Source organism: Aureibacillus halotolerans (genome assembly GCF_004363045.1).
Lineage (GTDB): Bacteria > Bacillota > Bacilli > Bacillales > DSM-28697 > Aureibacillus > Aureibacillus halotolerans.
Window position 1 is genome coordinate 1 of sequence record NZ_SNYJ01000020.1, and the last position, 25,118, is coordinate 25,118.

Here is a 25,118-nt window from a genome sequence, read left to right on the forward strand (position 1 = left end):
ATACTTCAGCTCCTTCTAAGGGTAATAATGAGAAGTATAGCCAAATTTTGAGCCTTCATATCATAAGTCTGTCTACTCAATAGGGACAATAGCAGGTTAAGCGAGCCAAAAAAGAAGGAAAGCGAGCCCAAACCGGTTCAAAGCGAGCCGATCCGTCAGAAGTGAGTTCAAAAGTTCCCGAAGCGAGCTGATCCGTCTTGGACCTTTCAGAGGAACGATATCATGTAAACCGTCTTTCAAATAGAACAGAAAAAAGGTCGCCCAATTGGGCGACCTTTTTTCTGAGAACCATCAAGAAGGTTTCGACATGTCCTCAAGCTCTTTGATGGATTTTTCGATTGCTGCTAACTCTTTTTCAATCTTCTTTTGATGAGGGGCGATCGATTGCTTCCACTCTTCAATGGATTGGGTGAGGTCAGCTGCAACATCTTTAATGGTGTCGAGGCTTTCCTTCGATGTGTGCTGAAGCTGTTGGGCAAGCTCACGAGCTTCCATTTTAATGTCGTCAATCTGTTGTTTCCAGTTTTCTGCAGTGCGTTTGACATCTAAGCGAAGCTGACGTCCAGATTTTGGCGTGTTGAGAAGTGTGTATGTACCTGCCGCCAAACCGCCTATTAAAAAGCCGATAAAAAATGATTTAGGTTGATTGCTCACAGTAGGTTCTCCCTTCTATGCTTGATTTTTGCGAAAGTCCTTCATGAACGAAGCAAGTGCTTCAACGGAGTCATAAGGCACAGCGTTGTAAATAGAGGCACGGCATCCACCGACGGAGCGATGTCCCGCCAGACCCGAAAAACCACTGTCCTTGGCTTTAGCGAGGAACACTTTTGTCGTATCCTCATCGGGCAATCGGAAAGTGACGTTCATTTTGGATTCACTTCCGGCAGCTGCATGAGGTGTGTAAAAGCCGTTGCTTTCAGAAATGGTCTGATAGAGAAGCTGTGCTTTACGATTGTTCTCCGCTTCTACGACTTTCACTCCTCCTATGTCCTTTACCCGTTGCAAGACAAGCGATAACATATAAATGGCAAAGGTTGGTGGTGTATTGTACAAGGAATCTGTTTTGGCATGTGTTTCGTAAGACAGCATTGTAGGAATAGAAGAATTCACTGCTTTCCAGTCTTTTCTTTTTATTACGACAGTGATTCCTGAAGGACCTAGGTTTTTTTGTGCGCCAGCGTATATCAAAGAGAACGAACTGACATCAATTGGTCGTGATAAAATGTCGCTGGACATATCACAGACAAGTGGCGCTTTTTGTAATGTCTCAGGAAACGATGTCCATTGTGTTCCGAAAATTGTATTGTTTGATGTCACATGGACATAGGCAGGATCATCCGACAATTGTAGCTCTTCTTCAGTAGGGATGTGGGCGAAGTTGCTCGCTTCGGTTGTTGCTGCGATATGTGGCTTGCCAAAAAGCTTTGCTTCCTTCAGCGCTTTTTGAGCCCAAGCCCCCGTGATGACATAATCTGCCGTTCCACCAGCCGGCAAGAAGTTCATAGGTACCATTGAAAATTGAAGACTTGCTCCACCTTGCAAGAAAAGCACGTCATAATTTTCTGGGATGTCCATTAGTTCTCGCAGCAAGGCAGACGCTTTTTGATGCACTTGATCATAGGCAGCACTTCGATGGCTTAATTCCATAACAGACATGCCCGTGCCTTGAAAGTTCAGTAGCTCTTCTTGTGCTTGGGCGAGTACTTCTTTTGGTAAAGCTGCAGGTCCTGCGTTAAAATTGTAAGTAGGTGTGCTCATGCGTTGGTTCAATCCTTTCCCTAGGAGTGAATATGGGCTGAAATTGTTGCTGCGATGTTGTGTAAATCGTCTTTGCTATAGGCGTCCTCATGGGTTTTCCACACAGCACCAAACCCGTCGCCTTTTCCGTAACGTGGAATGAGATGAAGATGATAATGAAAGACAGATTGACCAGCCGGCTCCTCATTGTTGTTAAGAACATTTAACCCAATAGGGGAGAAGCTTTCTTTTATAGCGATTGCGATTTTAGGAACAGCCGAATAAAGTCGTGCAGCCTCCTCTGAGGGAAGTGTGTAAATGTCCTGATAATGATGCTTTGGAATGACAAGCGTGTGCCCCTTCGTCACCTGACTTAGATCGAGAAACGCAAACACATGCTCATCTTCATAAACTTTCGCAGATGGGATGCTCCCTTTGGCGATGCTGCAAAATATGCAATCCTCCGTAGACACTGTATCACTTCTTTCCATAGAGTAAGATGGTTTTATTTTATCATAAAATGCTGTGGTTGCCTAAAGCTTACCGGCAAAATAGATGACTAGGAGTGGGTGTAGATGCACCATTTTATCGCAGAAGCTAAAAAACGCATTGCCCCTTTTCCTTGTGAAGGATTCGTCGTTGGTTCTGGTGATGAAGATGCTTCCATTATGCTCGTCGGAGAAGCCCCAGGGAAAACCGAGGTGGACACGGGAGCTCCCTTCACAGGTCGTGCTGGCAAGGTGTTGGACGAGCATCTAGCTCTTGCGGAATTGACGAGGAAAGATGTGTTTATCACAAGTGTCGTTCGAAGCAGACCATATCAAGTCAATGGAAAACGGGACAAACTCGGCAAACTGCCGAATCGGGCACCATCAAAGAAAGAAATTGCAGCGCATGCGCCTTTTTTGGATGCTCAAATACGCGTTGTTCGCCCGCAACTGCTCGTGCCTCTTGGCAATGTAGGTTTACGACGACTCATTGGGGATCGCGCAAAAATTACTGTTGTTCATGGGAAGCATTTGGTCCAGCCAATCTTAACGTATCAAGATGAAACGTACACGTTCTCATCGCAGAGGCATGAGCTATGGCCGATGTTTCACCCAGCGGCGACGTTGCATAATCCAAACTTGCGTCCTGTTGTTAGGCAAGATTGGATTTCCTTTGGAGAAGCGATCAAAGCTGGCTTAATAAGTGGGAAGGGGCGTTCAAATTGAATGTTCAAATGTTAACGATACACACACTGATGCTTCCCTTAAAGCAACCTTTTGTGACACACTCCACAACGATTCACGAAAAACCAGTCGTGATACTTGAGCTGACAGACGGGGATGGTCTATCAGGTTACGGGGAGCTGGTTGCGTTGCCAGACCCATTTTATACAGAAGAAACTTATTTCACAGCGAAAACGATGATCGCAGAGGTCCTTTGGCCGCTTCTTCATCAGGCCTTTCCCATTTCTCACCCAAAGGAGCTGCAACGGGTGTTTCGCCACGTAAAGCGAAACAAAATGGCAATTGCCGCAATTGAGTCGGCTTTCTGGGATCTTTACGCTAAGCAAAGTGGTCAGCCATTGTATCAATTGCTTGGAGGAACAAAGCAAAACGTTCAGGCAGGGATCGCGATTGGACAGAAACAACGACAGGAAGACTTATTTCATGCGATTCAAGAGGCGATAGAACAAGGCTACAAACGAGTGAAGCTAAAAATATCAAAAGACAACGATCTTCAACTTATTAAAGCAGTAAGGGAGCGATTCCCATCTGTCCCGTTAATGGCAGACGCTAATTCTGCGTACACACTTGAAGACCTTCAGCAGTTAAAGCAATTGGACGAGTTCAATCTTTCAATGATTGAACAACCCTTCGCCTATGACGACTTTTTGGATCATGCGGTTTTGCAGGCAGAGCTGAAGACGCCTGTTTGTCTGGATGAAAGCATCGCCTCAATGAATGACTTGAAGACAGCTATTGCTCTTCAAAGCTGTCGCATTGTGAACATTAAAATCGGGCGAGTTGGGGGATTGCAGACTGCCATAGAAATGGTTGCATTTTGTCAGGAAAAGAACATTGGTGTGTGGTGTGGTGGGATGATTGAATCGGGGATTGGCAGGGCGCACAACATCGCCTTTGCAACATTGCCTGGTGTTGACCTCCCAGGAGATTTGGTGGGGTCAAGTCACTATTGGGAACGTGACATCATTGCCCCGGAAATAACGGTCCATAATGGTTTAGTGGCAGTATCGAGTCATTTTGGCTTAGGGTACGACTTGCAGGAGACTGTCTTTGCACAGTTGGTAAAGCAAACAGAAACCTTAACAGTGTAAGCCGAAGAAATGTACGGAAAGCATCAGAAGTGCACGAACGGTATGGCAATTGGTACAATAAAGTAGAGAAGGAGTGAATGAGATGTTTAAGAAGATATTAAAAACGATAAAAAAGTATTCAGGTAGCTCGAGCAACCGCAAACGCAGAAGGTATTCGCGTAGCTACAGCAGGAGCTCAAGCGATCGCGGCAGAAGAAGATATGCGCACAGCTATAGCAGGAGCTCGAGTGATCGACGTAGACACAATCCGTATAGTGGGAGTGGCCGCTACAAGCGACGTGGGCGTAGTAGCAGCTAAGCACGTACCATTGTCAGTGTCGATTTAAGAGCCTCCTCCGCTTCTATTGCGTTATGAAAAGGCTGATCAATTCCGAGAAGCCGCTTTAGCAGAGTAGTAGTTGCTGGATGCAACGTAAGCTCTTCTGTCCAAGGGAGAGCTTTTTTCCTTTTTGTCTGAAAGGTAGAGTACAACAAAAACAACAACAAATCGCCGGCATCATACAAATCCTCTAAAGCATGCCGCGTTTTTTGCTCTTCGGACAACCCTTGACTCCCGGTCCTCGCTAAACCAAAATCGATGATAGATAAAGCGCCATGTCGTAATATCATATTTGGTGTTCTGAGATCCCCATGAAACACCTCATGCAAATGCAGGTCAGCGACCACCCCAACAACATCTGTAATCAACTTTAAGGACTCTTTCTCAGAAAACGCACGCTTTTGATCAAACAACACATCTTCAAGGTTTTCTCCCTCGACATACGTCATCGCAATAAATGTGCGCCCTGCGTTCGTAAAGTGGTCGAGGTAACGTGGAACCGCTGGATGATGAATCATCTTTAATACGTCGACTTCATGGAGAAATTGCTTCTGGTCATCCATTTTTGAACGGCTCGGACGGAGTTGCTTTAACACACAGGGAGAATCGGTTTCCGATTGAACGGCAATGTAGGCAAGGCCAAAGCTACCAGCACCAAGGTGACCAGTAATGCGGTAAGCCTCATTAATTATTGTCCCAACCGGCAATGGATGGTCTTTTAATTTACGGTAGAGAGACCTGAAAAAGGTAGTCATTGGAGGGTATCCTTTTCATAAATATCGTATTATAAACAAAGAAGAGCGCAGCTAAGGCGCTCTCAGAGTAAAAATAATGCTAAATGATAGATAGAGTTTTATAAAAAGTAGAGAAAACGATCTTTTTTCCGAAACGTACAGCTTGGTGCCATCAGGGCAATGAGCACCGGATAAGGCAAAGCAACGAAGAAAGCGAGCGTTTCTCCACCTATTTAACCTAAGGTAGAATGAAAACGTTTGTCTTTCGAGGCGCAAAGACTTGGGAGGCGCGGAGTTGCCATCAGGGCAATGAGCACCGGACAAGGCAAAGCAACGAAGAAAGCGAGCGTTTCTCATCTGCCTTAGTGCAATATATCCTTCTTACCAGGATACCTCTTCGGAAGAATAAGCATAAGACCTTTTCGATCATACACAGCCTCCATCAAAGCAGGAACCACATCGTCAAAGTAAAAATGCTTTTCCCAGTGTTCCGTTTGATTCTCTTCCTTCAAAGAGGCTGCATTTAGACTGATGGTGTGTGCATTATGACTAACCGTAATGGCGTGTGTATCATGATCAACCGCAATTTCAATGACGTAAGCATCCTTTGTGTCAAGAACACTGGCCGTTTGTGTGCTAATGCCTCGCTCAGTTTGGATTCTGGTCATTAATTGCCCCACGACACCCTCTGATGATTGGCGTTCTGTTTTTACGAATCGATGAGACACAATACAGCCCCCCTTTTTTTCTTTCGGTGGTCTTAGTCTTTAGTGTACCTGAAGATGAAGGGATCTACAAACCATACTTTCCCACTTCATTAATAGGTGTCAGTTTGTTTGACAGTTTGTTCGAAAAGTTTAAAAAACCATTGATGGAAATGATACTTGGTATGTTATTATAAGACTACTTTAAAGGTCGGTATATGTTTTGGACAATTTGACGAGGAGGAGGGGTTATATGAAAAAGGTTTGGCGCTCAAAATTGTTTCTCAGGTACTTAGTATCGTATTTTGTGATTTTCCTTGTGCCTTTTCTCGTCATGGGTGTCATTTTATATCAGCAATCCGTTGTCCAATTGCGGTCAACGATAGAAGAATCCAATATGAGTAAGCTGAAGCAGCTGCAAACGTTCTTTGATGGGCGTGTAGAAGAGCTGTCTAAAATGGCTTCCCAAATTTCTTATGACCACCGACTAACACCATACATGGTTCAGCATTCGTATTTCGGCCAAGAGGCGATTAGAGAATTGAGTAAATATCAAGTGAACAATGCCATCATTCATGATTTATATCTCTATTATCCGAACAGTCCTTATATCTATTCATCAAAGGGGATGGCCTCGTTAGATGTCTTTTTCTCACGGGTATTTTCATTCTCAGATTGGGAAAGGTCTGATTTTCAAAAACAAATGAAAGCGCTTCAAGAACCGTTGTTTGTTTCTCAACAAGTTCAGGCAAGGAATGAGAGAAATGAGCGCATGCTTACTTTGATCTATCCGATCCCGCCAAATACACCATCTCATCACGGGGTTGTTATGTATTTCATTAAAGAGGCAAAGCTGCTTAGCAGTATGCGAGATGTGTTGGGGGATACAGAAGGCGGCGTTTTTGTCATGAACAACAATCAGGAGGTGATTGTTGATTTTAAGAATGAATTTGACGGCGCGAACGGACTTGAGGCGATTCAGTCCGCTGAGCAGGGGATTTCCTCCACCATCATAAACAAGAACGCTTTTTCTATTATGAAAGTAAACACCGAAGACACGGGTTGGTCGTATGTTACGGTGATCCCTCAAAACGTTATGTTTAGCAAACTTTCATCAATGAAAACGGCGTTGTTCTTCTTAGCCGCCTTACTCGTGATGTTCGGTATTGTCGCATCCTACATGCTTTCCCTAAGAAATTATCGGCCCGTCGATCATTTGCTTCACCTTGTGCAAAAGAAATCGACCAGACCATTGCGAGGGAACGAACGACCGAAAAATGAATTGACGGGATTGCAGGAAGCACTAGAAAGCCTCTTTGCCGAGAAAGATCAAATGGCTAAAAAGTATGGGGAACAAGAGCCTTTTGTCCTGCAGCAATGCCTTTTACAACTTTTAAAGGGAGATCATGCGAGCAAACAGCAGGCTGAGACTCTGTTGAAACAGCACGGAGTCCGTTTTAAAGGAAAAGCAGGCTTTGTCTTGCTTATTCGTACCGAAAACGTACAGCAAATTGAAGGGATGATCAGTGGGCCGTTGCAGCACATCGATATGAAGGGTGCAGAAGCGTTCGCTGTTGAGCTCGTGCATGACGAATGTGTTGCCTACGTCGTGGATGTGCAGCAAGGTGGAACGAAAGAGCATGTTGCAGCAATAAAAGCAAAGCTTGCGCCGTATTGGGAAACGATGCCTGCACTGGGTGTTGGTCGTCTTTATAAAGCGTCAGAGGGTTTTCATCCATCTTTTGTCGAAGCGATGGGCGCGTTGGAGTATACGAAAATACTTGGCAAGGATAACATCTTTTTTGCAGATATTGATCGTGATGCAAAACCTGACCTTTGGTATTCGAAAGAACAACAGGTTCGCCTTGTTCAAAGTGTTAAAACAGGTGCTCCAGAGATTGCGGTGAACACGTTGCAGGAAATGTTCACACAGCTACGGACGACAAACTGGGACCCATCTTTCGTAAAATGTGTTTGTTTCGACATGATCAATTTGGTTTTACGGACCTCGCATGAAAAGGGCATCGCATTAACGACATCTGCCTATGCATTGACCTCGTTTTCAAGTATATCGGAATTAGAACGTTCATTAATCGATTTTACAAGGAAGCTATGCACTACCGTTCAAGAGCACCAGCGTAAAAGTGAAGAAGAAATTCAGAAGCAAGTGGTCGATTTTATCGAAGCGAATTACTGCCAGCATAGGATGAGCTTAAACGTCATTAGCGAATCCTTCCAACTAACGGAAACCAATAGCAGCCGACTCATCAAGGAATGGACGGGGACGACTTTTACCGCATACATTTGGGAGCTGCGATTGAAGAAAGCAAAAGAACGCTTGCAAACGAGTGATGAATCAGTGAAGAAAATTGTCAAAGACATCGGCTATGTAGATGTCGCCAACTTTACGAGAAAATTTAAAAAGACGACTGGCATGACACCAGGTGAATACCGGCAAAACGCACGAATCCATAAGTCGTATGCCTCACACTAAACGCCTAATCCCTTTGTAATTGAAGGGGAAAGGCGTTTTTGATTTGTCGTTGTGCAAGGTTGGTGAGGTGAGGGTGAGTACAAGGTGCTAAGTATGAAGTGCGCGGTAAACCGGCCGTGGTGCGCGGATAATCGGCAAAAGTGCTCGGAAATGGAGATAGACTGCGCGATTACAGCGTCAAAGTGCTCGGTCACATGTGTACTGCACGGTTAAATCGTAGAACGAAGGATGGGAGGATAAAGTTCATTACCGCTCTTTAAGAACGTTGGTGCTACGACGTTTTTCTTATCATTTGTCCATTTGTACATGTGATAATTGTGACAATGACGCTTCCGAATAAGCCATCCTTGTCGATTCTATCTCGGGAATAACATACATATTTACGAATTTTCTATGAATTTGTAAGATGAATCTAATCTCTTCTCTGCACAACTGGCTAAGAAGAAAAAACTGAAAAAGGGGGAGATGGCATGTCATCTGATCCTGCTGGAACAAACAAGGCAGGGGCTTCTACACCTGAAGGGCTCTCTATAAAACACATGAAGCAGAATCGTCAAAGTCAATGGAAAAAGGCACTGCAAACATGGCAGCTTTACATCTTTATCTTGCCGGCCTTCTTGTACTTTCTTATCTTTCATTACTTTCCAATGTATGGAGTCCTGATCGCTTTTAAAAACTATGTCCCGACAATGGGCGTATGGGGGAGCGAATGGGTAGGCTTTCAGCATTTTACCGATTTCTTTGACTCCTATTATTTTTGGGACTTGATTCGAAACACGCTAGGCATTAGCTTGTATTCGCTTGCGCTAGGTTTCCCACTTCCAATTTTATTAGCGCTTTCATTGAATGAGGTGAAGGATAGTATTTTCAAAAGAACTGTGCAAACGGTTACTTATGCGCCTCACTTCATTTCCGTTGTCGTTATGTCCGGTATGATCATTGCCTTTTTATCTCCATCTACAGGGATGGTCAATCATTTTTTAGGTCTCTTTGGGATTGGCCCGATCTCCTTTATGACGGAACCTGGATGGTTTAAAACGGTTTTTGTGATGTCAGACGTTTGGCAAAACACGGGTTGGGGCACCATCATCTACCTCGCTGCCCTTGCAGGTGTTGACCCTCAGCGACATGAAGCTGCGATCGTCGATGGAGCTACACGTTTACAGCGGATTTGGTATATTAATATCCCTGCATTGATCCCAACGATGATTATTTTGCTGATCTTAAATACAGGAAATCTTCTTGCGGTTGGTTTTGAGAAAATTCTTCTTCTGCAAAACTCACTGAATATGGAGTCGTCGGATGTCATCGCGACGTTCGTCTATAGGGTCGGCTTGCTTGATGCGCAATACAGCTTTTCTGCGGCGGTAGGATTGTTTAATGCGCTAATTAACGCCGCGTTACTCATCGCTGTAAATCAAATCTCGAAAAAAGTAAGTGAAACCAGTCTCTGGTAGAGAAGGGAGGAATACATGTGACTGGCACGAAGATCAAAGAAAATTTTCAGGACCAAATATTCTTGACCTTTAATCGTATTGTTTTATGCTTTGTCTTACTTATTGTGGCCTATCCCCTGATGTATATTGTAAGCGCTTCGGTAAGCAATCCAGCGGCAGTGAATTCAGGGGCAATGTGGCTCTTACCTGTCGATTTCACGCTTGAAGGCTATGAGCGAGTATTCGGAGATTCTCGTATATGGCGTGGGTATCGAAACACTTTGTTTTATACTGTAGTAGGCACATTAATTAACCTAGCCGTCACTTTGCCGGCAGCCTATGCGATGGCTCGTAAGGATTTTGTTGGACGCAACTTTTTTATGGCGATGTTCGTCATTACAATGTTTTTTAGCGGTGGATTGATTCCGACGTACTTACTCGTCAAAAGCCTTGGCTTGGTCAATTCTCCATGGGCGCTTTTGTTGCCTAATGCAGCCGCGGTTTGGAACATCATCATTTGCCGGACGTTCTTCCAGGTCACGATCCCTCAAGAGCTAGAAGAGGCCGCAAAAATGGACGGCTGTTCAGTCACAAAAATGTTTTTCAAAATCGTATTGCCGTTATCTGCACCAATCATTGCTGTTATGGCATTGTTTTATGGTGTTGGCCATTGGAACAGCTATTTTAATGCATTAATCTATCTGACTGATCGTGAGTGGTTTCCACTACAGCTCGTTTTACGACAGATTCTCGTTCTGCAAGAGATTGGGTCTGAGCTGTCAGGCGCTGTAAATGGTGAAGCGGCCGCAAATAAAGAACAAATTGCAGCGATTATCAAATATGCCGTCATTATTATTGCCACGTTACCTATCATTGTGATCTACCCATTCATGCAGCGTTTCTTTGTGAAAGGCGTCATGATTGGTTCTATAAAAGGATAAACTACACTTTTTGAGGGGGAAAACAAATGAAAAGAAAAGTGGTATCGTCGCTCGTTGGGGCTGCGTTGTTGCTGAGCGCTTGTTCAGGCCAGCAAGCAGCAGAAGAAAACACAGTTGATGTCACAGTGAATCCAGAGGGTTTTCCGATTGTTGATGAGCAATTGACTTTATCCATGTTCGGTCCGTCTGCTGGAGCTGCAGAATGGGAAGACATGCATTTCTTTCAGGAAATGGCAGAGCGCACAAACATTCAATTCGATTTTACAACACCAGCTCTTGAAAGCATTGAAACCCAAAAAAATCTAATGTTTGCAAGTGGAGACTACCCAGGGATCATTTTTGGTGGGAGCCTCACAACCGAAGAACAAGTAGACTACGGCAGTCAGGGCATTTTGCTTCCGTTGAATGACCTTATTGAAGAGCATGCACCGAACATTCAAAAGATGTTTGAGGAGTTTCCAGAGATTGAGAAGACCGTTACAGCCACAGACGGCAATATTTATGCGCTTCCTAACGTGAACCAGGGGATCGTCTGGGCACGGGGGCCACTTTGGTACAACAACGCATGGCTTGAGGCTTTAGATGTTGAGGAATTACCGTCGACAACAGACGAAATGTATGACCTGTTAATGCGCTTTAAAACAGAGGATCCAAATGGGAACGGTGAAGCGGATGAAATTCCGTTAACGGCCTATGGCATTGAAGACATTCGCCAGTGGTTTCTTGGTGCCTTTGGTCATCTTGATCCGAGTGTTGAAGTCATTGATGGAGAGGTCATGCTTGGGGCAATCCAACCAGGCTACAAAGGCTATTTAGAGTACATGCATAAATTGTACACGGACGGTTTGTTAGACCCAGAAAGCTTCTCTCAAACGGCTGAGCAGAAGACGGGAAAAGGAAAGGCCAATCGCCTAGGTCTTTTTGCCAACTGGTTCCCGCACTTTACACTTGGTGGACCAGATGATAGCACGGATAATCCGATGATGCGTGCCATTAAGAGCGACATGGTCGATGAGCCAGTCTTACCAAAAAGTGACGGTGTGAGTGTTGGACAATTCGCCATTACGAATGCAAATCCATCTCCTGAAGCATCGATTCGTTGGATAGACTACCTTTATTCCGAAGAAGGGGCCACGCTGTTAAATATCGGTGAAGAAGGGCTGTTCTGGGAATGGGCAGATGACAGCGAAACCGTTCGAGTCCATAAAGAAACGCCAGATCAGTATACGAACGCTGAAGAATGGAGATCGACGTTGACACCAGATTACGGTGTACCAACGCCGAAGCGTGCCTTCCCAGACCTTGATCTTAGCTGGAAAGACAACACGTTCACAAAATTTATCTTCAATGAAACGGAAGAGAAGTTCACGCCTTACGCGCAAGTTCCAATTCCAGAGCTTTTCCTGACGAAAGAAGAGCAAGGTGAAGTGAGCCGTATCCGGGCAGACCTTGATGCCTTTGTCGAGCAAATGGAAGCGAAATTCATTACTGGACAACGCCCATTGTCTGAATGGGATGATTATGTCGCCACCATTGAAGACATGAATGCTGCCCGCCTCGTCGAAATTTATGCAGATGCGTATGCAAGGTATAACGGAGAATAAACGTTAAATGACTGGGATCCTATTAAGGGGTCCCAGTTTTTGTGCGTCTAAGTACTTTCGTTTCATAGAGGAACATGGTACAATAGCCAAACCTTTGAACCTATGACAATGAAACTAGGGGTGACAAGATGTTTAATGACTTTATGACCATTAAAGAGTTGCAGGGAGAGTTAAAGCTTTCCCACAAGCAGAGAGAATTAGGCATCACTTTGTCGACAGAGGAACTTGTTGTGCAGAAACCACACTTAAATTATCATATAAAGCTTGAAGACATCGTCAGCATTCGCCCGTTCGAAGCGCCAAAATTTAATCGTGTGTCTGTGCGAACTGGGACGACTGAGGCAAGAGAAGTGGCAACGATGGCAAAGAACGGTGATCACTACCAATTCCATATCAAACGTGCATTGGTGCATCGTCGGAGTGGAAAAGCAGAAATCGGGACGACCTCAATTGTCGTGCCAATGCGAGCCAAGTATGTAAAGCGTATTGCTGCTTTTAGCGGGATGAGTGGATGGCTTGTCTAATTTGTATCTAAAACGAGCTTCATAAAAAGAAAAGCGCGTGCCCGATCGATAGTGATCAGGTACGCGCTTTTTTGATGGGCGAGCCGGAAACGATGAGAAGTGAGCCGAAGTAGGGAAAGCGCGCCTAAAAAGACAGGAAGCGAGCCAAAATCGGGGAAAAGCGAGTCGGAAAAGGGAAGAAGCGAGCCGATAACGGTGGAAAGCGAGCCCAAATCGAGGGGAAGCGAGCCCAAATGGAGAAAGCGAGCCGAAAAAGTTAGGAAGCGAGCCGATAACGGTGGAAAGCGAGCCCAAATCGAGGGGAAGTGAGCCTGAACGGAGAAAGCGAGCCGAAATGCGGTCAAAGCGAGCCGAAAAAGTCATGAAGCGAGCCGATAACGGTGGAAAGCGAGCCCAAATCGAGGGGAAGCGAGCCCAAATGGAGAAAGCGAGCCGAAATGCGATCAAAGCGAGCCGGAAAAGTCATGAAGCGAGCCGATAACGGAGGAAAGCGAGCCCAAATCGAGGGGAAGCGAGCCTGAACGGAGGAAGTGAGCCCAAACGTAAACTCAACCGCGAATATATCTAGCAAAAAAAAACAGGAGCACCTCTCGCAATCGCGGGAGGTGCTCCTTCTAGTCTTATTTTTTCACTGATGAGCGATACGCACTGTGCATCGTTGGGCCGACGTGTTCGTTCAGCTTGAAACCTTCGCGAATGGCTGCTGAGATAAACGCCTTTGCGGTGCTGATGGCGTCTTTTACACTTGCGCCTTTTGCAAGTTCAGCGGCAATGGCTGCAGAATACGAGCAGCCGGCGCCGTGGGTATAGGTTGTATCAATACGATCTGCTTGGAAAATCTCAAAGGAGCTGCCGTCAAACAAGACGTCTGTCGCTTGCTGATCTTCTTTGTTTTGGCCACCTTTAATTAACACATAGGCTGGTCCAAGGGCATGAATTTTTTTAGCGGCTTCTTTCATTTCGTCCACCGTTGTTAGTGGGCCAGTGCCTGCAAGCTGGCTTGCCTCAAACAAGTTTGGTGTTGCGATGGTCGCAACCGGTGTCAGGACGTCGCGCAAGGCAACGGCTGTTTCCGGATGTAGAACTTCGTCATTCCCTTTGCATACCATCACTGGGTCGACAACGACGTTGGTCAGCTTGTTGGTCCGTATGACATCTGCCACGTGTTCAATGATTTCAACAGACCCGAGCATCCCTGTCTTTAGTGCATTGATTTCTACGCTCAATAACGTTTTTAGCTGTGCCTTTACAGTGTCCAATGCTTGTGGAAAGACGAGGTGATTCCAGTCGTCTTCTGGGTCCATTGTCACAATGGTCGTGAGAGCAGTCATGCCATATACGCCAAGCTCTTGGAAGGTTTTTAAATCCGCTTGTATGCCAGCGCCCCCACTTGTATCTGATCCAGCGATGGTGATCGCTTTTTTAATCGTCATGTTACGAACCCCTTTCTATACAGTCGCCTCTATTAAGGTCATTCCCCATTATAACAACATTCGACAAGACCCGCACCTCACTTGGTAATGAATTCTGCATAGTGTTTGCCGTTTTGGAAAACGCTACTCGTATGTAGAGAATATAGGAGGCGTACTCATGAATTCACGAAAAGATGAGCAATCCAATAAGGCAGATCAAAAGATAACCAAGGAACAAATTTCAGATCTTTCTAAGGAAGGCACGATAGATCAAGCGATTGAGCAGAAAAAACGCAACTCTGCGGCTGAAGAATAATCCGCTTCCAGGCAGGACAACCTGAAATTTAATGGGATTGTGGGAGGGTGACCAATGGGCTGGAACTGGCTGAAGCGTAAGAAAGAAGATCCAATTGAAACCATTCCTGATTTGATAGCAGACCTAAATCAATCTCATGATTTTAAGCATTATGTGATGCCTACAAAAAAGAACAGCGTGCTTTTAAGCTACAGCAAACCCCTTGTTGATGCAAAAGTGCTCCATAAAACATTATTTCCACAGATCATCTCGTGCGATTTTTCCTCCATCGAGGAGCTTCATAAGCTATTGCCTTTAGAGGAAATGGAAGTCACAAGTGATCCTGACCAAGCTGAAAAGAAATTGATGAACGGCTTTGTGGCGATTCAGATGTCAAAGAAAGATAAGCAATGTTTGCTTGTTCCAGCAGGCTCTGCTCGTGCTCGCCAGGTCGCGACAGCTGAAGTGGAGTTTTCAGTTTTAGGTCCAAAGGAAGCCTTCGTAGAATCGTTGGATACGAATTTAAACTTAGTCCGCAAGCGTTTGCCAATAAAACAATTGCGAGTTGACGAGCTCACCATCGGACGGTTGTCTAAATCAAGGGTTGCAGTGCTCTCTATGGATGGTATTACAAATGAGGAAAATGTGAGCATGGCAAAGGAACGTTTAAAAAATATTGATTTTGACCAGATCAACGATAGCTCTTATCTTGCACAAATGCTGTCTGATAATCAGAATTCAATCTTTCCGCAATTTATTGATACGGAACGCCCTGACCGAGTGTCATCCGTTTTGGCAGAAGGAAAGGTTGTCATTTTGCTAGATGGCTCGCCGACAGCCTTACTCGCACCCACAACGTTGCTTGAGTATTTTTCGGCATTTGAGGACTATTTTTTAAACTGGATTGTTGCCTCAGCCTTTCGAATCATTCGCTTATTTTCCGTCTCATTTTCAATTTTAGCAACGCCCCTGTATGTGGCCGTGCTCACCTATCATTATGAGATGATCCCAAGGGACTTAATGCCAGCATTGATTACAACCCGTCGCGAGGTGCCTTTTCCACCAATCATTGAAGCGCTGTTTCTTGAATTGACCATTGAACTGCTACGAGAGGCTGGGGCCCGTTTGCCTACAAAAGTTGGTCAGACGATCGGTATCGTTGGTGGTATCGTTATCGGAACAGCGTCTGTAGATGCTGGATTGACGAGCAATGTGCTGTTAATTATTGTCGCATTAGCTGCATTATCTTCCTTCACAACGCCAGTGTATAAAATGAGCAATACCATTCGTCTGATTCGCTTTCCGCTTCTACTGACTGCGCAAATCTGGGGCCTCGTAGGCATAGCGGCATCCATTATCTTTATTCTTGCGCATTTATTGCGTTTGAAATCTTTAGGAAGACCTTATCTTGAGCCCGTTTTTCCCTTAAGACTCGTTGACTTTAAAGATTCCTTTATTCGATTGCCCTTCACAAAGCAAACGAAGCGACCGGTTCAGATGCAAACGAGTGAAACGGTACGCTTTACACCTAAAAAGAAAAAAAAGTCGCCTGATATTGATGAGACTGATTAAAGGAAGTGGAAGCGTTGGCTTATCAAGTGAAAAAACAACATCAAGTTTCTGCTTTCTTTGTCTTCTTTTTATTACATGGTGTGCAAATTGGAATCTCGATCCTCAATTTTCAGCATTCCTTAGTTAAGCATGTGCAATACGATGCCTGGCTGACGATCGCGATTTCCGGACTGCTTGTGCATATCATCATTGCCATGATCTACTTTATGATGAAACGTTCGAATGGCGACATCGTCAACCTACATGATCGCGTGTTTGGCAAATGGTTCGGGCGATTCCTACTCTTTTGTATAAGCATTTATTTTTTTGTTGGCGTGTTTCTATCGCTTCGTGTGTATATCCAAATTATTCAAACGTGGATATTCCCAGACCTCCGTATATGGGCATTTGCCATCGCTCTTATTGTGCTTGTATGGTACATCGTTTCCGGGGGATTTCGTGTCGTCACGGGAATCACCGTTTTTAGTGTCGTTATTCCTTCATTCTTTTTGCTTATTCTGCTTTTTCCTCTCCAGTATGCCCAAGTTCAAAACCTTACGCCAATATTCAATCATTCAGCAAGCAACGTGTTTCAAGCGGTATGGGAATTGATGCCGGCGTTTTTCGGCTATTTTTTTATCATGTTTTATTATCCGTTTATTGATCAAGCAGAAAAATCACAAAAATGGGCTCACATAGGAAATGTTGTCAGCACACTCTTGTATGCTTTTACAGCGTTGGTGTCTTTTTTATTCTTTAGTCCAAAGCAGATATTGGACCATCTCTGGCCGTCCATTTCCATGCTTCAGGTCGTGGCAATGCCATTTGTAGAGCGTTTTGAGTTTATCTCGCTTTCCGTTTGGCTCATTGCCCTGCTTCCTTATGTGTGTTTGGCTTGCTGGAGCGGTTCACTAATGCTTAAACGGCTTACCCCGTTTCGGCAAAAAACGTTCGTGATTCTGTCATTGGCATGTGTCTATGCTGCCTTGCTATGGGTGCAAAAGCAGGAAACCCTTGAGAGCATTCGACAAGTGTATTCACAGGTTGGAAGCTGTATTGCGGTAGGGTATCTGCCTTTCCTTACACTGCTTACGGCTATTCGATTAAGGAGGAGACCTAGCGATGAAAGCTAAATGGACCATCATGCTGATCATTTTTGTGCTTACAGGATGTGGAGCGACACCAAAAATATTGGATGATATCCAACTAGCGACAGTCATTGGGTTAGATCCAGAAGAAGACGACAAATTGTCAATGACCATCTCGTTTCCGGTGTTTAAGCCAGATGATTCAACGACGAACGAAACCTTTACGACAACGGGCTATACGTTTAATGGGAATTTGGACAAAGCTAACGCACGCTCTTCAAAGTCCATTGAGACAGGCAAGCTAGATGTGATTATCATCAATAGAAAGCTCGCAGAAAAAGGCATGACGGAGTATCTTGATTTTCTAAAACGAGGGGCAAGTACAGGGGCACGCTTATTTATTGTCGTCGCTGATGGTTCAGCGAAAGACGTCCTTGAAGGGAAGTACGAAGATACCGATTTAGGCGTGTATTTAGAAAGCATGCTTCAGCAAAATATTCAGCAACGTGTGATACCAGAAACCAATTTTCACTTGTACAATTATGCCCAGTTTTCAGAAGGAACCGATCCGATTCTTCCAGTGATGAAAAAGGTGAAGGAGAATATCGTCACCATTAATGGCATTGCCATCATGAACAAGGACCAGCTTATTGATATTTTGCCTTTGAACAAGCTGTTTTATTTCAATGCGATCTATGGAGACATGGCAAAAGGGACGAAACGAACAGTGGATGCCAAGGGGAATGACGCCTATATTCAACGTATTAGCTCTGTTCGGAATTTGGATTATAAGCCAAAGGAAAAAAAAATAGTGATTCATGTTGATATGAAAGGCGAGGTGCTCGAATACACGGGTGATCGATTTGATGATGGCAATCGTAAAGAGGTAGAACAAAATTTGACCAAGCAAATTAAAGAAGAATCTGAGCGACTTGCCAAAATGTTTCAAGAGATGGAGGTTGATCCTCTTGGTCTTGGCGATGACATTAAGCATAAGATTCGAGGGCTCAGTTGGGATGAATGGAAAAAGTTGTATCCAGAGCTAACGATTGAGGTTGATGTCAACGTCGCCATCATTAGTAAAGGAATCGTTCAGTAGGGAAAAAAGTGAACATGTGCTACAATAGAAAGAGATCAATAGAGAGGGGGTGTGTACAGCGATGTGGATTGAATTTTTACTTGATGCCACGCAAATGTCAGCATATTTTATGCTTGTCACCATGATGCTTGGCGTTACGTCAGCGTCTATGTTGACATCGTTTAAGCAGCAAGCATTTTTGCAAAAACAGCATGAAATAGGCGCTTTTCGAACACATGACAACGTGCTCAAATTACGTGATGCTATGACAGACAGTCCTTTGCATGAGCAGCTGAGATGGATTATCTTACTGCTTCAACGTAGAGGCGAAGATGACGACGACGCGCATCAATCCTCCTTCGAAACAAAGATTTACAATACGAAGGAGGATCAACATGAAACATCGCTTTGTACACATTCGACCCTTATGGATGATAGTAATGGTCACTTTGCTCGTTCTTTTAGCAGGGTGCGGAACGCAAAATGGCATGGACCCAATTTCAGCAGACACGAGTGGATTTTTTAATCATTATCTTGTCTATCCATTTTCCACTGTCATTAAAACAGTCGCAAGCTGGTTTAACGATAGCTATGGTGTTTCTATAATTATCATTACCTTGCTCATTCGCCTTGCGCTTTTTCCATTGATGAAAAACCAATACAAGCGCCAAGCCGTAATGAAAGAAAAAATGAACAAGCTAAAGCCAGAGATGGAGCCTGTTCAGGAGAAAATGAAAAAAGCTAAAACAACGGAAGAGAAAGCAACCGCCCAAAAAGAACTCATGCAGTTGTATCAGACACATGATGTCAATCCGATGGCGGCGCTCGGTGGATGCTTGCCGATGCTTCTCCAAATGCCGATACTCATTGGCTTTTATTATGCGATTCGTCGTACAGGTGAAATTGGGACGCATACGTTCGGCTGGTTTAGTCTAGGGCATCCCGACCTTGTCATGACACTTCTAGCGATGGCCGTCTACTTTATACAAGCTCGAGTTTCAATGAGCGGAATGGACGAGGTACAACGGAAGCAGATGGCGATGTTTGCATACATCTCTCCCATTATGATTGGCTTTGTTTCCTTTGCAGCGCCAGCAGCACTGCCGCTATACTGGTGCGTCGGCGGACTGTTCATGATTGCACAAACGCTATTGCTTAAGAAACTGTACAATCCTAGTTCCTCTGATGAGCAGAGTGTATCAAGTGTGCAGACAGAGCATTCAAAATAAAGAAGAACAAAAGAGCGTGCCATTCGGCGCTCTTTTTTTGTGAATTTCAGAAACAGCGCCAGGTGCTCGGTTTCAGTCATAAACCGTGTGGAACTGGAATCGAACTGCAAATAATTACTCATTAGTCATCATTTCATATCCGAAAAAACAAAACTGTCCAGAACCGTCATTACACGGTCGGGACAGTCATTCATTGAAATATGATCTTCTAATTGGGTTAATGAGATTGGTTGAGAGGGGGACTTATCATTGCGGTTTTTGCATCTGCTTGACCTTTGGCATAGGCATCTCGATAAATTGTTTCCATGTACATATAGACAAGTTGTTTAACCTTATTGTCAACGCCAAGCATGTCCAAATGCCGATTGCATTGTTGCATAGCTCGTTTCCCGTGCACATCATTGGTCATCACCGCTAGACCCTCCTTCTAATAGGATACGTTAATTATAAAAGGTAAAGGGGAACGTGTATATAGGACATATAGGGGATAAATGTAGGATTTTGTCGGAACTTTCGAAAATATATCATATGGTCAATAAACTAATCCGAAAGTATCGATTAGTTGCTAATACTTGCTAAATTGCTTTAAACTAGTATAGTAAAAATAGGTTTTGATGCCTATTAATAGAAAGGGGAAAAAGTTATGAAAAGAGTATTATCTATTTTTCTTGCACTTGTGCTTTTACTAGCACCATTTGTGTCTGCAAATGCAAGTGTCTACCAAACGCCAGAAGTGATTGGGCGCGGTGAATTTTTTGAAAAGCTTGTCGATCGTCTGGAGCTTGAACCATTAGATGGCGATTTTGATTGGCCAGTCGATGTCAATGAAGATTCCCGCTATGCGGACGCGATCAAGACATTGATTCAGCGAGGCGCTTTGAAAGGGTACCCAGGAGATAAAATCCAACCTGAGCGACCACTGTTTGATATTGAAGCAGCTGAAATTCTTTCACGATTACTCCACGTAGATAAAGACACTGCAATTGTAGATCTTGATCAATTGTATAATCTTTCAATGGAAGACGGCACATTTGTCACTGAAAATGAAGCAACTGAAATCTTTGAAAATGCGCTCGTAACGGACGAAAGTGGTCTTGAGTGGATAAATGCGTCAACGGATGCAGCAGCAGAGGTGACTTCATTTGAAGCCGATGCGAATATGACGTTTAGTGTTGAATTAAGCGATGAGATGTTGGCTGAGCTTGGAGAGGAATTTGCATCAATGCTTTCTATTGATGCGAGCTTAGCTATGGCATACGATGAGGAATCAGGCATCCATCAGGTCATTACATTCGACGTGCCAGAAATGGATCCATCCCTCCCTGAAACCATTTCTATCGAACAATACGTCGTTAAAGACGGCATTTACATGAACATGCCAAATCTCGAAACTGGGGAAGATGAGTGGGTGAAAATCCCTGCGGACGACGCTTATCCGATTGCATATGAAGAAATGTTGAAAACGCAATCAGGAAGTATTGAGCTTTACAAACAGCTTAATGGCGAATTGTTTTTCTATGAAGACCTTGGAAGCGTGAACGACACACGTGAGATTGCTTTCCGCGGCTTGGTTCCTTCAATCAATGAGCTTTTGTCGTTGCTCCAGTCCAACGCAGCGATGGATGAACAAATGGATGTCGTTTTTGAAGATCTTGGCTCATTTGATGCGTCTGTTGGAATTTCAGGGACCATTTGGGTAGATGAAAACTCTAAGCATGTAAGCCGTCAGCTAGCCGATGCTACAGTGACATTTGATGATCAATCCCTTGGAATTGAAGCGATTAATATTTGGATGGACATGGCTATTCAAAATTACAATTCTACAGAAACCATCGTGCTGCCTGAAGCAGCAAAGAATGCTGAAGAAATCAGCTTAGATTATACACTAGAATAAATGATGAGCCCGTTGCCGTGAAGGCAACGGGTTTTTAGCACATTTAGAAAAGGAATAAATGACAGAATCAGGTATACTTATGGCAATTCTAGTGAAAGGTGTGATTCAATGTTTAAGAAGATGGCAACAGATGCGTTAGGTTTAAGTGATATTGGAAGAGTCATTCGCCCAGCGGACTATGATAAGGTAGATGCAGATGACTATGTTATGCATGAAGACGATGAGAAAATATTTTTCTTGATTAAATCAAAAGCTGACGAGTATTGCTTTACAAATTTCGCGTTGATCCACGTAGATGGCACTAGCGCAGCAAGCAAAAAACGTACGTTGAGAAGATACTCCTATTACACCCATCAGTTCAGCAATGTGTTATTAGAAACGGCAGGGACCATCGACCTCGATGTAGAGCTCAAATTTAATTTAGGTGATGTGTATTTTGATATTGGGATTAATAAGAATGAAATTGAGGCTGTGAAGGATATATATAAGAGTTTACTTCGAATCGCAGAAATCAATGAAGAAAATAAAGCGAGAAAGACGTACGCAGAGCAAAGTCTTGGGAACGCATCAACGACACTAGGCAACAGTAGGCTTGATGAAGTTAGTGTGTCAGATGAATATAAAAAAATCACTGAGTTTTCATTTGAATGGCTGAAGCAGACGAGAGAACAATATCATGTGAAGGATTTTGGAGGCGTATTTGAGAAATATATTAAAAATTAACAGAAGAAAAACCACAGTGGTCGCATGAACCCTGTGGTTTTCTTTTGTGCATAGCGTGACTTTTCTCATGATAGATATTTTCAGTTACATCACAAGGTACGTGAGAAGCACATTCAAACGTTTTCTTACTGAAATAAATAGTTGTCCAATCAATTTTAGAAAAAAACGTATGTATGTACGTAAGTGCGTTCTTCATCGAAGTGTAGGCTTCTGATTACGTCCGCGTCCTAAGAGCTCACAGCATTTTGATCAACATAATGTGACTGACGGTGCAAAGTATCAATAAAATCTGACACTTTACTGACATCGTTTTCATTTAATTGACCGGTATGCAGGAAATGTCCTTTGGAAGGGGACGTTCTCGTTTGAAGCGTTCTGCCCACTAATTCATCCAACGTGACATTAAATTGATCCGCAAGTTTGCAAAGAACTGTTAGGTTCGGTTGCCTTCTACCATTCTCATAGTTTCCGTATGCCTGAGGGGTAATGCCTAAACTCTTGGCCATGCTTAATCGAGTAACATTATGTGCGAGTCGCAATCGCTGCAAATTTGAAGGTACCATCATCGTCATTCCTTTCCTGACAAAATCATATTATCGTTCTTTCAGACTATTATAAAGCAAATTAAGGAAAAAATGTGGGACTTTTTTAGTTTTTATTTATTTTTTATAATGTCCATTCTCCTATTGACGTTTTATGTGATGTATTATCTATACGATGATATTTCGTCAATAGTTTCATTTTTTACCTAAACAAGTCTTATTTGCCAGGAAGTTTTGCTCTCACGATGACAACTTTCTCAGTGCGAAAATCACCTTCACTGCTGGCAGTTGCCTGATTCGATGTTGCACTTATACCCTTCATGGTGTAAAGAAAATACGGCCGCTTCGTCAAAATACTTCGCTTTCCGCGGGCACGGCTTCAGCTTCCTCGGAAAGCAAAGCTTTCCTGCGGGATCTTCAGCTCGCGCTGTTCCCGCAGGAGTCTACGTATTTTGACTACGCTGATGTTTGTTTCTGCGTAGATTGGTTTTATTTTTTATTGGTTTTTCATAACAAACTTTTGGTGAGCCTTGCATGAGTATGTAAAGTGCTTTAACAAATCAAAAGCAGCCACTGTGAGACTCCAGTGGCAAAGAAAACATGATGAGGTGTTTCGGAATCGATGATGCACTTTTACACTTTAGTGTGAAAGCGAGCGTATGGCAGCTTGTATAAAAAGAAACCCAACAATGAACTCTGGTCTACCCAGTTATGTCTAAGCGTGTCTATCAAATGTAAAGTGTGAACGTTGAGTTACGATGTTTTTTGGACGTTTTGTAGTAAATGCTTCAATTCTTCAATATAATCAGCAAGCGTGGCATCCTGCTTGCCGGATTGGGCAGATTGGATAAATCGTTCGAGCTCAATAGAAAGTTTTTCTGAAGTTGTCAATAGGATTCCTCCTTCTGATGCATTATAAGCAATGATGTGATGGAACGTGCATAGTGCTAAGAGCAGTCCGTCCAAGTCCTGCGCTTCTGAACATACTTGAAGCCGGCAAAGCTGATGATGGCTATGACCACCAACAAAATAATGTATTTCTGAATTTCGCCAAACAAAAACGTCATAAAGGACAAATTTCCTAACGTGCCGAGAAATAAAGTAAACGCAAGCCAAGGAAAGATGCCGATAAACGTTAAGCACGCAAAATAAATGGGGCGAATATGGCTCATGCCTGAAATATAGGATATATAATTGCCGATGCCTAATGGACGAGAAAAGGCAATGGACCAAACACCGCACCTCTGAAAAAAGGATGTTGCTTTTTTAATTTTTCGCGCACCAATTTTTCGTTCCACAAAATTCTCCATTTTGTATCCAATGGTATAAGGAATAAAACTTGCGACTGTATACAATAAACTTGCGATGAGTGCATAATAAAACAAGCGTAAAGGATCTGGCTTCAAAAAATACCCGTAAATCAACGCAGTTATCGCCCCAGGGAAGGGCAGTGATGAAGCTTCCAGAAACAAGCCAACATAAAGACCCCAGACTCCGAAACCTCGTACGATGTCAATGATAAACTCGATCAATTTGATTCACCTCACTATCTTCAATGAAAGTTCCCCGTTTTAAAGAAAACGAATCAAATTAAACAATAAAAATCGCACATTGACTATAAAAGTTTTTGCCTCAATTTCTAAATATGTGGTAGAATATCAATATACGCCATGATCATATAAAGATATATGAGAGGCAGTGCGGCAACACTGTTCTCTCTTAGGTCGGTACGGTTCGCGGATCGTCCTACAGGCAAACTATTCTCGTTTTACTAGAGAATAGTTTTTTTAATTTTCGAGAAAAAAACCGCATCAAGTGAGACGATTTCATAATGCACCTTTAGGATCTGGTTTTAGCCACTGAACTTCATAGGTCTATTATTTATTTAAATTTCGGATTATTTGAAGGGGAGCTACATGTAAAGCTTGCTAAATGGCTCTTCGTTTTGAAACAAAATGATTTTAAATGTGGGAAATTGGTCTTTCTGCATGTGGAGTTATGTCTTGACGTTTTGGTATGGTAGTTAAGCCTCACTATATTTCCTCGAAAGGATTGATGTACGATGAATCAAATTCTCCTCATTGGTCGCATGACACGATCTCCCGAACTACGTTACACCTCTTCAGATGGCGTCGCCGTTGCAAACTTTACACTCGCAGTCAATCGACCATTCAAAAACAACAAGGGAGAGTATGATGCCGATTTCATGTCGTGTACTGCCTGGAGAACGCTCGCAGAAACAACGGCAGAATTTTGCACGAAAGGCTCCCTTGTTGCTGTCACTGGACGCCTGCAAAACGATAGCTATGAAAATGAGGAGGGGAAAAAGGTGTTTCAGCTTGAGATTATCGCAAACAGTGTGCAATTTCTTGAGCCGAAGAATTACCGTAAAAAAAATGAAGAAGTCAAAAAAGTAGTGAGCTAAACGACCCCTTTGTTAAATTTTCTGCCCTTCCCTATTAAGAAGTTGATTCATTCTGTCGATGAATA

The 25,118-nt window shown here is 43.5% G+C and carries 24 protein-coding genes and 1 pseudogene; 15 read left to right on the plus strand and 10 right to left on the minus strand.

Annotated elements, in window-relative coordinates:
• Nucleotides 1–291: 291 nt before the first annotated feature.
• Genes EV213_RS17230 through EV213_RS17240 form a run of 3 tightly spaced genes read right to left on the minus strand, consistent with a single transcriptional unit; the run spans nt 292 to nt 2,210 of the window.
• On the minus strand, nt 292–654 hold the full coding sequence (locus EV213_RS17230; protein ID WP_133581810.1) for a YtxH domain-containing protein: 363 nt from the start codon (nt 652–654) through the stop codon (nt 292–294).
• Nucleotides 655–669: 15 nt separating this feature from the next.
• Nucleotides 670–1,758, minus strand: a complete 1,089-nt coding sequence (serC, locus tag EV213_RS17235) for a 3-phosphoserine/phosphohydroxythreonine transaminase (RefSeq protein ID WP_133581811.1) — start codon at nt 1,756–1,758, stop codon at nt 670–672.
• Between the two features lie 20 nt (nt 1,759–1,778).
• Entirely contained in the window at nt 1,779–2,210 is a 432-nt protein-coding gene (locus tag EV213_RS17240) for an HIT family protein (RefSeq protein WP_341770356.1), read from the minus strand.
• A gap of 102 nt (nt 2,211–2,312) precedes the next feature.
• Between EV213_RS17240 and EV213_RS17245 the strand changes: the two genes are divergently transcribed.
• Together EV213_RS17245 and menC are read left to right on the plus strand one after the other, a co-directional pair.
• A complete protein-coding gene (locus tag EV213_RS17245) occupies nt 2,313–2,951 on the plus strand; it encodes a uracil-DNA glycosylase (RefSeq protein WP_133581813.1) in 639 nt (212 codons plus the stop codon).
• Nucleotides 2,948–4,060, plus strand: coding sequence for an o-succinylbenzoate synthase (gene menC / locus EV213_RS17250; protein WP_243740245.1), 1,113 nt, complete (start codon nt 2,948–2,950; stop codon nt 4,058–4,060). Before EV213_RS17245 ends, menC begins: the two co-directional genes overlap by 4 nt.
• 294 nt (nt 4,061–4,354) lie before the next feature.
• Here the strand turns inward: menC and EV213_RS17255 are convergent, their stop codons facing one another.
• Together EV213_RS17255 and EV213_RS17260 are read right to left on the minus strand one after the other, a co-directional pair.
• The gene (locus EV213_RS17255) at nt 4,355–5,134 is read right to left on the minus strand and encodes a serine/threonine protein kinase (protein WP_133581814.1); all 780 of its coding nucleotides are present in this window, start codon (nt 5,132–5,134) and stop codon (nt 4,355–4,357) included.
• A gap of 341 nt (nt 5,135–5,475) precedes the next feature.
• Nucleotides 5,476–5,841, minus strand: a complete 366-nt coding sequence (locus EV213_RS17260) for a hypothetical protein (RefSeq protein ID WP_133581815.1) — start codon at nt 5,839–5,841, stop codon at nt 5,476–5,478.
• Nucleotides 5,842–6,070: 229 nt separating this feature from the next.
• On the opposite strand from EV213_RS17260, the gene EV213_RS17265 reads away from it, so the two are divergent.
• From EV213_RS17265 to EV213_RS17285, 5 genes are all read left to right on the plus strand, one after another.
• Nucleotides 6,071–8,311 (plus strand): AraC family transcriptional regulator, encoded by a 2,241-nt coding sequence (locus EV213_RS17265; protein WP_133581816.1) that lies wholly within the window; start codon nt 6,071–6,073, stop codon nt 8,309–8,311.
• Nucleotides 8,312–8,850: 539 nt separating this feature from the next.
• Nucleotides 8,851–9,768 (plus strand): ABC transporter permease, encoded by a 918-nt coding sequence (locus EV213_RS17270; RefSeq protein WP_243740249.1) that lies wholly within the window; start codon nt 8,851–8,853, stop codon nt 9,766–9,768.
• A gap of 17 nt (nt 9,769–9,785) precedes the next feature.
• On the plus strand, nt 9,786–10,688 hold the full coding sequence (locus tag EV213_RS17275; protein ID WP_133581818.1) for a carbohydrate ABC transporter permease: 903 nt from the start codon (nt 9,786–9,788) through the stop codon (nt 10,686–10,688).
• Between the two features lie 26 nt (nt 10,689–10,714).
• Entirely contained in the window at nt 10,715–12,292 is a 1,578-nt protein-coding gene (locus EV213_RS17280) for an extracellular solute-binding protein (protein ID WP_133581819.1), read from the plus strand.
• Between the two features lie 128 nt (nt 12,293–12,420).
• Complete coding sequence (locus EV213_RS17285) at nt 12,421–12,816, plus strand: hypothetical protein (RefSeq protein WP_133581820.1); 396 nt, start codon at nt 12,421–12,423, stop codon at nt 12,814–12,816.
• 620 nt (nt 12,817–13,436) lie between these two features.
• Here the strand turns inward: EV213_RS17285 and pdxK are convergent.
• The gene (pdxK, locus tag EV213_RS17290) at nt 13,437–14,249 is read right to left on the minus strand and encodes a pyridoxine/pyridoxal/pyridoxamine kinase (RefSeq protein ID WP_133581821.1); all 813 of its coding nucleotides are present in this window, start codon (nt 14,247–14,249) and stop codon (nt 13,437–13,439) included.
• A 157-nt stretch (nt 14,250–14,406) separates the two neighbouring features.
• On the opposite strand from pdxK, the gene EV213_RS20845 reads away from it, so the two are divergent.
• The 5 genes from EV213_RS20845 to yidC all read left to right on the plus strand — a co-directional run bounded on the left by EV213_RS20845 (nt 14,407) and on the right by yidC (nt 19,469).
• Nucleotides 14,407–14,544 (plus strand): hypothetical protein, encoded by a 138-nt coding sequence (locus EV213_RS20845; protein ID WP_166639382.1) that lies wholly within the window; start codon nt 14,407–14,409, stop codon nt 14,542–14,544.
• Between the two features lie 54 nt (nt 14,545–14,598).
• The gene (locus EV213_RS17295; protein ID WP_133581822.1) at nt 14,599–16,095 is read left to right on the plus strand and encodes a spore germination protein; all 1,497 of its coding nucleotides are present in this window, start codon (nt 14,599–14,601) and stop codon (nt 16,093–16,095) included.
• Between the two features lie 14 nt (nt 16,096–16,109).
• Nucleotides 16,110–17,207, plus strand: a complete 1,098-nt coding sequence (locus tag EV213_RS17300; RefSeq protein WP_166639383.1) for a GerAB/ArcD/ProY family transporter — start codon at nt 16,110–16,112, stop codon at nt 17,205–17,207.
• On the plus strand, nt 17,197–18,261 hold the full coding sequence (locus tag EV213_RS17305; protein WP_133581824.1) for a Ger(x)C family spore germination protein: 1,065 nt from the start codon (nt 17,197–17,199) through the stop codon (nt 18,259–18,261). The genes EV213_RS17300 and EV213_RS17305 overlap by 11 nt, the downstream gene beginning before the upstream one ends.
• 374 nt (nt 18,262–18,635) lie before the next feature.
• Nucleotides 18,636–19,469 (plus strand): membrane protein insertase YidC, encoded by an 834-nt coding sequence (gene yidC, locus EV213_RS17310; RefSeq protein ID WP_133581825.1) that lies wholly within the window; start codon nt 18,636–18,638, stop codon nt 19,467–19,469.
• 217 nt (nt 19,470–19,686) lie between these two features.
• Here yidC and EV213_RS17315 read toward each other — a convergent pair whose 3' ends face one another.
• The gene (locus EV213_RS17315) at nt 19,687–19,881 is read right to left on the minus strand and encodes a hypothetical protein (RefSeq protein ID WP_133581826.1); all 195 of its coding nucleotides are present in this window, start codon (nt 19,879–19,881) and stop codon (nt 19,687–19,689) included.
• 231 nt (nt 19,882–20,112) lie between these two features.
• Between EV213_RS17315 and EV213_RS17320 the strand changes: the two genes are divergently transcribed.
• Nucleotides 20,113–21,363 carry an S-layer homology domain-containing protein gene (locus tag EV213_RS17320; protein ID WP_133581827.1) on the plus strand — a complete coding sequence of 417 codons (1,251 nt, stop codon included), beginning with the start codon at nt 20,113–20,115 and terminating at the stop codon, nt 21,361–21,363.
• A gap of 108 nt (nt 21,364–21,471) precedes the next feature.
• The gene (locus EV213_RS17325; RefSeq protein ID WP_133581828.1) at nt 21,472–22,086 is read left to right on the plus strand and encodes a PH domain-containing protein; all 615 of its coding nucleotides are present in this window, start codon (nt 21,472–21,474) and stop codon (nt 22,084–22,086) included.
• 227 nt (nt 22,087–22,313) lie between these two features.
• On the opposite strand, the gene EV213_RS17330 is transcribed toward EV213_RS17325, so the two are convergent.
• The 3 genes from EV213_RS17330 to EV213_RS17335 form a co-directional block, all read right to left on the minus strand.
• The gene (locus EV213_RS17330) at nt 22,314–22,652 is read right to left on the minus strand and encodes a helix-turn-helix domain-containing protein (RefSeq protein ID WP_166639384.1); all 339 of its coding nucleotides are present in this window, start codon (nt 22,650–22,652) and stop codon (nt 22,314–22,316) included.
• Nucleotides 22,653–23,381: 729 nt separating this feature from the next.
• On the minus strand, nt 23,382–23,519 hold the full coding sequence (locus EV213_RS20850; protein WP_166639385.1) for a hypothetical protein: 138 nt from the start codon (nt 23,517–23,519) through the stop codon (nt 23,382–23,384).
• Nucleotides 23,520–23,575: 56 nt separating this feature from the next.
• The gene (locus tag EV213_RS17335) at nt 23,576–24,160 is read right to left on the minus strand and encodes a DedA family protein (RefSeq protein WP_166639386.1); all 585 of its coding nucleotides are present in this window, start codon (nt 24,158–24,160) and stop codon (nt 23,576–23,578) included.
• A gap of 530 nt (nt 24,161–24,690) precedes the next feature.
• On the opposite strand from EV213_RS17335, the pseudogene EV213_RS17340 reads away from it, so the two are divergent.
• Nucleotides 24,691–25,008 (plus strand): annotated as a pseudogene (locus EV213_RS17340) (single-stranded DNA-binding protein); the annotation flags it as partial.
• Nucleotides 25,009–25,118: the final 110 nt, after the last annotated feature.